General features: G+C 42.8%; 9 protein-coding genes. 7 read left to right on the top strand and 2 right to left on the bottom strand.

Annotation, left to right across the window (positions count from 1 at the left end; all coding sequences use genetic code 11):
- The first annotated feature begins 29 nt into the window (after positions 1-29).
- Positions 30-572: an RNA polymerase sigma-70 factor gene (locus DWX33_RS10355; RefSeq protein ID WP_022191874.1), complete on the top strand. Its 543-nt coding sequence runs from the start codon at positions 30-32 to the stop codon at positions 570-572.
- 56 nt (positions 573-628) lie between these two features.
- Here DWX33_RS10355 and DWX33_RS10350 read toward each other — a convergent pair whose 3' ends face one another.
- On the bottom strand, positions 629-1,249 hold the full coding sequence (locus DWX33_RS10350; protein ID WP_005866317.1) for an HU family DNA-binding protein: 621 nt from the start codon (positions 1,247-1,249) through the stop codon (positions 629-631).
- Between the two features lie 323 nt (positions 1,250-1,572).
- Here DWX33_RS10350 and DWX33_RS10340 point away from each other — a divergent pair, with 323 nt between their 5' ends.
- The 5 genes from DWX33_RS10340 to DWX33_RS10320 all read left to right on the top strand — a co-directional run bounded on the left by DWX33_RS10340 (position 1,573) and on the right by DWX33_RS10320 (position 10,464).
- Complete coding sequence (locus DWX33_RS10340; RefSeq protein ID WP_005866321.1) at positions 1,573-2,544, top strand: FecR family protein; 972 nt, start codon at positions 1,573-1,575, stop codon at positions 2,542-2,544.
- A 173-nt stretch (positions 2,545-2,717) separates the two neighbouring features.
- Positions 2,718-6,092, top strand: coding sequence for a TonB-dependent receptor (locus DWX33_RS10335; RefSeq protein WP_233570164.1), 3,375 nt, complete (start codon positions 2,718-2,720; stop codon positions 6,090-6,092).
- An 18-nt stretch (positions 6,093-6,110) separates the two neighbouring features.
- Complete coding sequence (locus DWX33_RS10330) at positions 6,111-7,616, top strand: RagB/SusD family nutrient uptake outer membrane protein (RefSeq protein ID WP_122380345.1); 1,506 nt, start codon at positions 6,111-6,113, stop codon at positions 7,614-7,616.
- Between the two features lie 62 nt (positions 7,617-7,678).
- The gene (locus DWX33_RS10325) at positions 7,679-9,112 is read left to right on the top strand and encodes a sulfatase (protein ID WP_122380344.1); all 1,434 of its coding nucleotides are present in this window, start codon (positions 7,679-7,681) and stop codon (positions 9,110-9,112) included.
- 32 nt (positions 9,113-9,144) lie between these two features.
- On the top strand, positions 9,145-10,464 hold the full coding sequence (locus DWX33_RS10320) for a sulfatase (protein ID WP_122380343.1): 1,320 nt from the start codon (positions 9,145-9,147) through the stop codon (positions 10,462-10,464).
- Positions 10,465-10,484: 20 nt separating this feature from the next.
- On the opposite strand, the gene DWX33_RS10315 is transcribed toward DWX33_RS10320, so the two are convergent.
- Positions 10,485-11,072: an RNA polymerase sigma-70 factor gene (locus DWX33_RS10315; protein ID WP_122380342.1), complete on the bottom strand. Its 588-nt coding sequence runs from the start codon at positions 11,070-11,072 to the stop codon at positions 10,485-10,487.
- Positions 11,073-11,174: 102 nt separating this feature from the next.
- Between DWX33_RS10315 and DWX33_RS10310 the strand changes: the two genes are divergently transcribed.
- Complete coding sequence (locus DWX33_RS10310; RefSeq protein ID WP_158595299.1) at positions 11,175-12,188, top strand: FecR family protein; 1,014 nt, start codon at positions 11,175-11,177, stop codon at positions 12,186-12,188.
- Positions 12,189-12,367 lie beyond the last annotated feature (179 nt).

The raw sequence follows: 12,367 nt of genomic DNA, 5'->3' as shown, positions 1-12,367 counted from the left end.
TATCTTCGCGAAACGATATGTGATGCTAAATGAAAGAGAGACAAATTATAAAGTCGTTGAAAGAAGGAGATAGGGAGGCTTTTTCGATGTTGTATAAACAATATTGGGAAAAGGTTTATCATTTCTGCGGGCTTTATTTGAATAATCGGGATGTGGCCGAGGATGTGGTACAAGAGGTGTTTATCAAGGTCTGGGAGTCGAGGGAATTCATCCGGGAGGATGATAACTTCAAGGGGCTTCTGTTTGTCATCACCCGTAACTTGATCTTTAATCAGCACCGGAAGAACGTGAACGAGGACTTTTATAAAATGACGGTCTTGTCCGCTATGGAGACCTCTTACGACTTAGAGGAAGAGATCACCGCCTATAACTTGGGGGAGTATATCAATCATTTGATAGAGGAATTGCCGGAAAGACGCCGGGTTATCTTTAATCTAAGCCGGAAGGAGCATAAAAGCTATAAAGAGATAGCCTTCCAACTCAATATTTCCGAGAAGACCGTTGAGAACCAAATCAGCGAAGCCTTGAAGTTCTTGAAGAAAAATATCATGTTACTTATCTGGTTTATCTAGCGCTTTCCTAGGTCACGTATTTATAGAGTCCGGAAGTGCCACTTTCGTCCTAAGTTTTAGTTTTGCTCGTCTTCTTTTTCAGGCAGCACATAAATCCGGTGTGTTCGATATCCTACGCTGGCTATTACGTTATCCTTGATAAATTGCTTGATATCCTCGCTCGCACGGTAGCGGGTACAATTGTTCAAGCCGGCGTAATCGGTGAGATTTATATATGAGTTTCTTTCTAGATAAGATAACATCTTAGCCTTCCTTCCCTCGATTCCCGTTTTGGGCAGATTTTCCCGTTTAACCAAGATGGGGGCGTTCTTTTTTACCATCTCCTTCAGTCGGGGAGAGCAGCGGAAGTTAACGCCGTGTATGCTAGCGCTTGATTTAGTATTTCCTTTCTGGTCCGTTACTTCTTTGCTTTTTACCGATGGCGAGAAATGTCCCAATCCTTCCAGTTCCACGCTGTACCCATAGGATAATTCCCTGCCGATATAGGAAGTAAGCGCCTCCAATACACCTTTTATGTCGGCGGAGGTGACGGATGAGCATTCGGAAATATACTCACATATATCGTTCATGCGTTTGGTATCTCTGGTGATGACTCGTGCGCAGGATGTTGGCCCGCGTTGTTCATTGCCCGGTGTATTATAAATACTGACTTGGATGCCACTTCTTGGTTTACCCATGATTTTCTCGTTATTTAAATGGATAATGTATAGGATGCCTCGGAGATTTAACGTTTATCTCTTTGGCGTTTCTATTTGATGAAATCGGTTGCCGACGCCCTCGGCAATGCTGCTGACGCTGTCGGAAATATTGCTGACGGCGTCGGAAATACTGCCGACACCGTCGGCAACCAATTTCATTGAATACAAAGGACGGAAATATAAGGATGGAAAGCAAGGAAGATCCGTTATATTTCTTGTATACCTAAGTGAAATTTTTTTATCACCCAATAGGGGGAAGGAAAACATGGCGTGTATTTATAAATAGAACAAGAATAATAAACATGAGCGAAGATACGAGAACGATATTGAAGAAGTTGATGCGAGATGCTCTGGATGAGAAAGATCGGCAACGTTTGCTGTGTGACCCAAAAGTGGAAGAGCGTATGCGTTCCCAATGGGACGAGGCTGCGGATCGCGTGAATCCCGTGGTGGGGAATCGCATGTGGGAACGAATCATAGCCCGGACAATGGCGACAAACGGTGTCCGTAAACTCTGGGTCTATAAGATTACGGCGATAGCCGCCTCCATATTGCTACTTTTAGGTGTAGGAAGCGTAGTTTATTGGTCTCATACGAAAGAAGATCAATATATATATGTAATGGCCTCCGGTGTCCGTTGCATAGAGCCGGTTTCCTTATCGGACGGCACGACCGTGAGAATGGGGCCGAATAGCCAGTTGATTTACCCAAAGAGTTTCGATGGCAAGACCCGTGATGTGGAATTAAAAGGGCAAGCCTTCTTCGACGTAGCGAAAGATCGGGAAAGACCATTTACCGTGCATACCAAGAACATGGATGTAACGGCCTTGGGCACGGCCTTCGAGGTTTTCAATTATGATTCCGAGAGCAAGTTGGAGACGATCCTGTTAAACGGTAAGGTGAAGATTGGCTTGGGAGGTCCCAATGTGAAGAACAGGCGTGAGGTGATATTGAACCCGAACGAGATGTTGGTTTTCGACAAACAAGCGAATACCGTTAGAGTTAAGACGGTTAATGCCGAGGAGTATTCGGGTTGGCGTAACGGTGTCCTCAGTTTTGAGAACGAACGCTTGAGCATGATCCTTACCCGTCTGGAGCCTTGGTTCGGGCGGAAGATAAAGTGCCCGAAGGAGATAGCGGAGAAATATCGGTTTACGTTTAAGGTACGGGATGAGTCCTTGGAGCGAATCCTGTTTATGCTGAGCAATACGTCGCCCATTAAATACAGAGAGAAAGACAATGAATATGAACTATATATAAAGGGAGATAAATGAGTGTCTAACGTTAAATTCTAGGAGATATGCTTGTTAACAGTTCTTAAATCTAATAAAAAAAACAGGAGGACAAACTAAGTTTCTCCTCCTGTGCAAATGTTCTTGACGGCAGGCGTTAGGAGTTGAGAGGCCGACACACCTGCTAATTTATTCATCAGAAACATTACAAAGTTATGAAAAAAATCAGAAAAGTAAACCGAGTCATGAAGATAAGTGCGTTGTTATCCTTGGCTTTCGCATGCACTGTATCCGCTTCTACCTATGGACAGAATTATAAGCTTTCCATGAATAAACAGGATTGCAGTATATCGGAAGTGCTAAAAGAAATAGAGAAAAATAGTGAGTACACGTTCTTCTTGAATGATAATCAAGTAAATGTAAATAGGAAAACGAGTGTAAAAGCAAATAATGCTTCGTTAGAGGAGGTCTTAGAGCAAGCCTTGAAAAATACGGGATACCAATATGAGATTGTAGACCGGCAGATTATAATTAAGTCAAAGAGTGTTTCAAGTGTCTCACATCCGAATGCCTTATTCCAGTCTTCGCCACGAAAGATTACCGGGCAAGTAAAAGATGCCTTGGGAGAACCCATTATCGGGGCGAATGTTGTCGTTAAAGGAACTACGAACGGAACGATTACGGATATTGATGGAAACTTCAGTCTGGAAGTATCGGACAATGCGATCTTGGTAGTTTCTTTTATTGGTTATACGGATCGTACGGTCGAGGTTGGTAATTCTTCGAAAGTAATGGTCAGCCTGTCCGAGGATACCCAGAAGTTGGATGAGGTTGTGGTCGTAGGTTACGGAACGCAGAAGAAAGTGAATTTAACGGGAGCGATCTCCTCTTTGGATGCGGAGACGTTGGAGAATCGTCCGATCACCAACTCGACCCAAGCGTTGCAAGGTACGCAAGGTGTTTACGTAAATCAAGCGGGTGCTCAGCCGGGAGCGGACGGGGCGACGATTCGTATTCGTGGTCAGGGAACCTTGAACGATAATAACCCATTGATTTTGGTGGATGGTATCGAGTTTCCGTTAGAGGCGGTAAACCCGAATGATATTGAGAGTATTTCCGTATTGAAAGATGCGGCTTCTTCCGCTATCTACGGTTCTCGTGCGGCGAATGGCGTTGTCTTGGTAAAGACAAAGGGGGGAAAGAAAGGTAAGTTTACCGTCGATTATAATAACTATTTCGGAGTGCAGCAGGCTACCTATCTGCCTAACTTCGTATATGATCCGGTCGTGTTTATGGAAATGAGAAACCAAGCGCAACGGAACGAAGGTAAACTAACGGTGGATTATTCTGACGCGTTAATCGAGGAGTACAAACAAGGCATGTTAACAGACCCGATTATGTATCCGCAGAATAATTGGTTGGATATCATGTATAATAATGCCTTTATTATGGAGCATAACATGCGTTTCTCCGGAGGTGATGATAAATATACGTATTCCGTATCTTTAGGCTATGGTGATCAAAATGGAGTATTGCGTGGAACGGATTCCAATAAATATACCTTAGCTGTGAATACGACTGCTCAGGTAAATAGCCGTTTGAAGATCGGCGCTAATATCAATGCGCATTATCAGATCTATAATGAGCCGGTAGCGGGTGTGGCAAACTTAGTGGAGATGACTTATAAAGCGCAGGCTTTCCACCCGACTTATACGGCCGATGGTCGCTATGCGGATACCTTTATCCGTACTCCTGGGCATAATATCTATCGCCATCCGTTGGCGTTGGCCGATGAGGGCGAGAACAAGCATAAGTCCTTGCGTATGTTGGCGAATTTGTCTGCGGAATATAAGCTTCCGTTTGATATCGTTTATAACTTGAATGTCGGTTTAAACAAATATGATTATCTGCAATCTCGTTTTGCGCCTGATGTATACGAATATCAGTTGAAGACCAATGAGGAGAAACGAGTGGTTTATGACGGTCAGAATACACGCCATGCCTATAAAGGTGATAAGAATGACTTGGCAGTTACAGTATTCAATACTTTATCTTGGGGCAAGAAGTTCAATGATGCCCATGACGTAAAAGTATTGGCTGGCTATAGTTTTGAGAGCGATGATAAGACTGAGTTTTCCGCTAAGGTAGAAGGTTTCTTAGGGAACGAGTTGCACGAATTAAACGCAGGTTCTAGTAATCCGAGTGTAGCGGGTACTTCCTCGAGATCAGTCTTGATGTCTTACTTTGGTAGGGTGAATTATGGTTATAAGGATCGTTATTTATTTGAGGGTAACTTTCGTTATGATGGTTCGTCTCGTTTTGCCAAAGGAAATCGTTGGGGTATTTTCCCATCATTCTCTGCCGGATGGCGTTTGAGCGAGGAAGAGTTTATGAAAGATATTCCTTGGATATATAATCTGAAATTGAGAGCTTCTTGGGGACAATTGGGTAACGAGCGTATCGATTTGTTCCGTTACGTGGACCTAATGAACTTGAAGGTGATAAAAAATGATGGTTCAATTACGGATTATAACTACCCGTTGAATGGAGCGATGCAATCCGGAGCGGCTATTACCGCCTATAACGATCCGAACATCACATGGGAGACAACGACCATGACGAATGTCGGTATTGACGCTAGCTTGTTAAACGGAAACTTAGATTTCTCTTTCGAGTTCTTTGATAAACGTACTTCCGACATCTTGCGTAAGGTTACTTTGCCGGATCAAGTAGGTGGTCTGGATGGGCCGATCCGTAATATCGGCGAGGTGAGCAATAAAGGTTTCGAGTTGAATATGGGGTATCGGAACAATATCGGGGACTTCCGTTACGAGGTAAATGGAAATATGACCTTTATCAAGAATAAGATCGTTAGCTTGAAGGGGCAAACAATCATTGATGGAATGTTTATCTTGGAAGAAGGAAAGCCTATCGATTCTTATTATATGCTTCATGCTATCGGTATTTTCCAATCTGAGGAGGAAATCAAGAATAGTCCGTATCAAACCGCGGCTACTAAACCGGGATATCTGAAGTTTGAGGATACGAATGGAGATGGGAAAATTACTGAAGATGACCGCCAGATACGTGGTGGTGTGATTCCTAAGATAACTTATGGATTCAATATCAACTTAGGATATAAGGATTGGGATCTGGGCGCTTTCTTCCAAGGTGTAACTGATGTCTATACATATGGAGACCGCATTGGTGCTACTCCTTTATGGTTTGGTTGTGGTTTGCCGGAACAATGGTTGACGGATGCTTGGACTCCCGAGCGGGGAACCAGCGCTACATTGCCTATCTTGACTACGTATGAAGGATGCTTGAACGAGAATTTCCGTACAAATGATTTCTGGTTGAGAAATGCCTCTTATTTACGTTTGAAGAACTTGCAACTTTCTTATAACGTACCGGCCTCTTTCTTGAAAAGCGGTGTGGTTAAGAGATTAAAGGTCTTTGTCAATGCGCAAAACTTATTCACGTTCTCTCCGATGAAGGATTTTGATCCGGAGAAGAACTTGAAGGGAAGCAACTGGTATGCCTATCCGTCTGTACGGACTTATACGGCAGGTGTTAATGTCACATTTTAAATAATAAGGAATAATAATATGAGACGTAAAATATATAAGATGATATGTGTCGCTGTCGCTTGTATGAGTTTAACCGCTTGCGATAGCTGGTTGGATGTAGATCCTTCCGATCAATATTCCACGGAAACATTCTGGAAGACAAAAGAGCATGCGAGCGCCGGTATAATGGGATGTTACAACGCATTGAAACCTTGGCGTTCATTGCATACGATGGAATTCGATATGCTGACAGCGAATGCGATGCCTTATAACGAGGCGAATGGTACGCAAGCGATTGGAAAGGGTGAACATTTGTCTACTACGGCTCTAATCGGAAGTTTATGGAAGAACTGTTACGTTGGTATTGGCCGTACGAATACTTTCATCGCTAATGTCGGAGGTGTTGATATGGATGAGTCGGAGAAGGCGAAGATGGTGGGTGAAGCCAAGTTCTTACGAGCTTTCTATTATTTAAGTCTGGTCGATAAATTCGGAGGTGTACCGCTGATTATAGATGCTCCCAATGCGGATGAGCAAGCTGAATTACCTCGCAATTCCAAGGAAGAGGTAGTGAATCAGATTGTCAAGGATTTGGAGGAGGCCGCTGCCGTGCTACCGGACACCTATGCTAGCTCAGACTTGGGACGTGCGACAAAAGGTGCCGCATTAGCGTTAAAAGCCCGTACTTTATTATATAATTCTCGTTGGGCGGAGGCGGCCCAAGCCGCTAAGCAGGTAATGGAGTCTGGCGTTTATCAATTATTCAATGATTATCGTCATTTCTTTAGCGAAGATAATAAATATAATTGTGAGGTAATCTTTGATATAGAAGCGAAATTGCCAGAGTATCCAACGGATTATGATCAGAATATCTGGCGCTTGAATCGTCCGGCTCCCTTGAAGGAACTGGTTGATACATATCTCTGTATTGACGGGAAGACGATAGAAGAGTCACCGCTTTATGATCCGACTCGTCCGTATGAGAACAGAGATCCTCGTTTATTGAAATCGATCGTTTGCATCGGTTATCCGTATTTAGGAAAGACGATCACAAAAGAAGATGTGGCGACTACGGGTTTCGGTGTGAAGAAATACACTTCTTATGAGGATGATGTAACGATTCCTTTAGTAGAACGTTCGGCTTTCAATTTCATTTTAATTCGTTATGCGGAAGTTCTGTTGACGTATGCCGAGGCGCAGAATGAGGCGAGTGGTCCTGATCAGTCAGTTTATGATGCCATCAACCAATTGCGTAGGCGTCCGGATATCAATATGCCGGAAGTACCAAAAGGTTTGACGAAAGATCAGATGCGTGAGGTAATCCGCCGTGAACGCCGTATCGAGTTGACCTTTGAAGGACTCTACTATTCGGATATCTTGCGTTGGAAAACCGCCGAGAAAGAGAATAATGGTATGATGCATAATTATGATGGAATAGAAGTCGTGAAACGTTCTTTTAATCCGAAACGAGATTATTTATGGCCGATCCCTTATAACCAAACAGTCTTGAATCCAAATTTGGAGCAAAATCCAAACTGGGATTAGTTGAAGTTAGAGGGTGGGCTGATGTGTTCACCCTCTAATTGAATCTTTAATATTTTAGAGTTATGAATAAGATTGCTTTATGTGGTTTGTGTTTGATTACATCAAATGTTTTTGGCGTGCTAGCAAGTGAGCGTCCAAATATTATTGTAATCATGGCAGATGATATGGGCTGGGGAGATGTTGGATTCAATGGGAATACCATAATTAAAACTCCTCATTTGGATGCTTTGGCTTCAGATGGAGTGATTATGGAGCGATTTTATTCTGCCGCTCCTCTCTCATCCCCGACACGGGCAAGTGTATTGACTGGAAGGCATCCTTTCCGAACCGGTGTGTTCTCAGCGAATGTTGGAATACTCAGAAAAAGGGAGGTCACGCTTCCTGAGTTATTGAGAGAGAACGGATATACGACAGGGCTTTTTGGAAAGTGGCATTTAGGAACGTTGACATATAAGGAAAAGGATGCGAATCGTGGGAGTGTGGATAATAAACATTTGTATAACCCACCCTCTTGGCATGGATTTGAGGAGTCTTTTATTACGGAATCAAAAGTTCCGACGTTTGATCCGATGATACAGCCGATTCAGAATGATGGTTGTTTTTGGGACTATATTCGTGAGGGAGAACCTAGTCTGGCTTATGGAACCGCCTATTGGGATAAGGAGGGCACAAAGGTCACTGAAGATCTCAAAGGGGATGATTCCAAAATTATAATGGATAGGGCATTGCCTTTTATGGAGCGTTCTATTCAAGAAGGTATACCTTTTTTTAGTGTGATTTGGTTTCATGCTCCTCATTTACCGTGTGTAGCTGGTCCTCAACAGGTTGCTTTATATAAGGACTTAGATTTGCAACAACGAAATTATTATGGTTGTATTACGGCTTTAGACGAACAGATAGGACGTTTAGTGGATTATTTAAAGGCAAAAAATATATATGAGAATAGCATAATTCTCTTTTGTAGTGATAATGGCCCAGAATTGGAGACTCCGGGTTCTCCCGGGAATTTCCGGGGTAAAAAACGTTCTCTTTACGAAGGAGGGATACGGGTTCCATCGCTTATGTGTTGGCCGGCGAAATTAGCGAAAGGTAGTAAACTGGGAGTCCCTTGCTCTACCGTGGATTATATGCCGACATTATTGGATATAGCGAATGTGTCTAATAGTAAAAAACTTGTATTGGATGGTGAGTCTTTGTGGCCTAAACTTATGAAGCACGAAACTAAAAGGATGAAGCCTTTAGTCTTTTGCTCTGGTTATCAAGGGGCCGTGATTGATATGGATTATAAACTTTATTATACAAAAGGAAAATATGAATTATATAATATAGCGAAAGATCCGAGTGAGAAAAATGATATTTCGGCGGCTTATCCCGAGAAAATGGAACGATTAGAAAAGTGCTTGAAAGAGAATGTGGAGGATTACAGACAATCTTTCGAGAAAGGAAAGATTGAAGATCATGTGGATTGGCAAGATTGGTGGAATATTTGGAAGTAATGCATCTAAAAATGATATTCAATAAATAAATCATGGATATAAAACAACTCATTTTAACTACCAGCGGGCTTCTGCTCGCTGGTATCGTTGAGGCTCAGTCGGCTCATCCGAACGTGATCTTGATCTATACGGACGATCATGGATCACTGGACGTGAACTGCTTTGGGGCGAAAGATTTATGTACTCCCCATATGGATGCCTTGGCAAATCAAGGCGTTCGCTTTACCCAGTTTTATGGGGCGGCGGTTAGCTCGGTGTCGAGGGCTTCCTTATTGACGGGACAATTCGCCAAACGTGCGGGACTGACCGTAAACGCAGGAGGTAATAGCCATCTTCCTCCGGAGAAGGAGACGATCGCCGAGCGTATGAAAGCGAACGGATATCGTACGGCCTTGATCGGGAAGTGGCATCTGGGAGAACGCATGGAATGGGGACCGAATGCACAGGGTTTCGATTACTTTTGGGGAATACGAGGAGGATGTGTGGATAATTATTCCCATTTCTATTATTGGGGTGGCCCGAATCGGCATGATTTGTGGCAGAATGAGAGGGAGATCTATTCTCCGGGCAACTTTTTCGCCGCAGAGAACCTGAAAGAGATCAAGAAGTTCGCTACGGAAGATAAAGAGAAACCGTTCTTTATCTATTGGGCGGTAAATATCCCTCATTACCCATTGCAGCCCAGCGAGAAATGGCTGGATTATTATGCGGACCTACCTAATCCCAGAAGAATGTATGCGGCGTTTGTCTCTACTTTCGATGATTATTTAGGGGAGTTACGTACCTTCTTGGCTGCCGAGGGGTTGGCCGATAATACCATCTTGATCTTCCAATCGGATAACGGGCATAGCATGGAGGAACGTACTTTTAGAGGAGGAGGCTATAGCGGTCCTTACCGGGCCGGAAAGTTCTCTTTGTTTGAGGGAGGTATCCGGGTTCCGGCTATCATCTGCTGGCCCAAGGAGCTGCCGCAAGGCGAGGTGCGTGATCAGGTAGCGATGAATATCGATTGGTTTCCTACCTTGGTCGAATTATGCGGTCTTTCAGCGGAAGGGATGGATGTGGATGGAAAGAGCTTGGTTCCTGTTATAAAGGATGGTTCTAAGTCCTCTCCTCACAAAGTACTTCATTTTGATTTTGGAGATCAGTGGGCGGTTCATTGTGGAAACTGGAAATTGATAGCGAATCCGGAGGATGTTACACCGAAACAAAGAGTAGCGAGGAAAGGGCTATTCCTGTCTAACTTGGAAAAAGACAATACGGAGAGCACGAATCTTGCGGATCAGTATCCAGAGAAAGTGAAGGAGTTGCAAGCGATGAGAAATGCGTTTGAGAATTCTTTAAAACGATAATTTAGTCTGCGGCAGGCCCTCTAAATAGGTGTTATCGGAGAGAACAGGAATGCCAGCAACGGCAGATATTCCTTCAATTCGTGACGAAGTATTTTTAGGGCTTGCTGTATCTTATAATCCACGGTTTTTGGGGATACCCCTAGTTTTTGGGCGATCTCATTATAGGTCATGTTCTGGAATCGGTTTAACTTAAACGCTTCCTTGTAACTTTCCGGTAGGCGTGATATGGCAGTCTCGATTTTTCCGGCTAATTCCTCAACGATGTAAAAGTCGGGATCTTCATGTAGTTGCTCCATATATACTTGTATCTTTTCATGGATTCGTTTCTTTATCTCGTTCCGGTTGATGAGGGTAAGACATCGATTCCTCACCGATTTAAATAAATAATTTTTTAGGGAGGTATCGAACGTCTGCATCTCCTTATTTTCCCAAAACCAGACCATGACATCTTGTACGATCTCCTTGCCGTCTTCTAAATCCACAAATTGCTTGGCGTAAGCGCATAAAATCGGGTAATATCGTAGGAAAAGAATATCAAAAGCCTTCCTGTCTCCCCCTTTAACAGCTTGAAATAGTTGATTGTCCTCTATGTTTATCTCCTTTTGCATGATACAAACATAATCAAATATTCGATATGGATGAAATAAAATCAGAAATCATTTAGGAGATTCTCTTTGATGTTAGTCTTAATTATAAAGAGAGGTTTTATTATGGAAAATAGTTGTATTGATGAGTCTAAGTTACTACGTTATTTTTCGGGGGATCTGGACCCTCTGGAGAAAAAGCAGGTGAGTTCTTGGATCAATGAGTCGGAGGAGCATGAGAAATTAGCCAAGGATGTTGGCTATATTTATTCGGCGATCGATACGGTATGTACGATCCGGGAAATTGATGCAGAAAAGGATTTGTCGATCGTCCATCGAAGAATGGCTAAACAAAGGTGGGTATCTGTTTTGGGATGGTTTCAACGCGCTGCTGCGATTCTTTTTATCCCGTTATTGCTTTCCGTTATTTATAATGAAATAAAAGAAGATACGCCGCAATACATGGAAGTGCGCTCTCATCATGGGATGATTAGCTCTGTCGATTTACCGGATGGAAGCAAGGTTTGGATGAATTCGGGCTCCTATTTAAAATATCCGGTAAGGTTTACGGGAGGAAAGCGGGAAGTCTTTTTAGATGGAGAAGCCTTTTTCTCGGTACGAAGTGACGAGAAAGAGAGGTTTATCGTGAATACATCGAATAAGATAAAAGTAGAGGTCTTGGGTACGGAGTTTAATATGGATGCCTATAGTGAGAACGACTTTATCTCGACTACCTTGGTGAAAGGTGCGGTCAAACTGCTTTACGATCAAGAAGGCAAGGAGAAGTCTTTACTGATGAAGCCCGCCCAAAAAGTGATTTATGATAAACGTAGCCACTCTGTCGAGACCAATGATAATGTATATGTATTGAAAGATGTCTCTTGGAAAGATGGTCGTATCATATTGAGAAATACCTCCTTGTCGGATGTGTTGTGGATGTTGGGTAAGCGATTTAATGTTGAGTTCGTGATTGAGAAAGAATCCTTGAAGGATAATTCTTTCACGGGAACATTTGATGATCAGAGCTTGGTTCGCATATTGGATCATTTGAAAATATCATCTAAAATAAATTATAGGTTTGAGGAAAAGGCAGAAAGAGATAGTGGTAAGATAGGAAAGGATCGAGTCGTGTTGTTTTAGCGATGTCCTTTAGTTTGTTAACTTTTAATACGAATGCTTATGAAAATACGTTCACCATAAATGATATAAAAAACACACGAGAAAATATTGGCGTATTCTCTCGTGTGAAAATCTTCGGCAAGCTTGTTTGGCGACAAGCCTAGATACTATTTTTTTATAAACAATAAATCATGACAAAT

The organism is Parabacteroides sp. AF19-14, from assembly GCF_003635485.1.
GTDB classification, from domain to species: Bacteria; Bacteroidota; Bacteroidia; order Bacteroidales; family Tannerellaceae; genus Parabacteroides; species Parabacteroides distasonis.
This window is presented reverse-complemented; position numbering and strand designations above follow the sequence as displayed.

Coding starts and splice junctions, on each gene's coding strand:
- DWX33_RS10320 (WP_122380343.1), top strand. CDS start 9,145: ATGGATATAAAACAACTCATTTTAACTACCAGCGGGCTTCTGCTCGCT.
- DWX33_RS10325 (WP_122380344.1), top strand. CDS start 7,679: ATGAATAAGATTGCTTTATGTGGTTTGTGTTTGATTACATCAAATGTT.
- DWX33_RS10315 (WP_122380342.1), bottom strand. CDS start 11,072: ATGCAAAAGGAGATAAACATAGAGGACAATCAACTATTTCAAGCTGTT.
- DWX33_RS10340 (WP_005866321.1), top strand. CDS start 1,573: ATGAGCGAAGATACGAGAACGATATTGAAGAAGTTGATGCGAGATGCT.
- DWX33_RS10310 (WP_158595299.1), top strand. CDS start 11,175: ATGGAAAATAGTTGTATTGATGAGTCTAAGTTACTACGTTATTTTTCG.
- DWX33_RS10355 (WP_022191874.1), top strand. CDS start 30: ATGAAAGAGAGACAAATTATAAAGTCGTTGAAAGAAGGAGATAGGGAG.
- DWX33_RS10335 (WP_233570164.1), top strand. CDS start 2,718: ATGAAAAAAATCAGAAAAGTAAACCGAGTCATGAAGATAAGTGCGTTG.
- DWX33_RS10330 (WP_122380345.1), top strand. CDS start 6,111: ATGAGACGTAAAATATATAAGATGATATGTGTCGCTGTCGCTTGTATG.
- DWX33_RS10350 (WP_005866317.1), bottom strand. CDS start 1,249: ATGGGTAAACCAAGAAGTGGCATCCAAGTCAGTATTTATAATACACCG.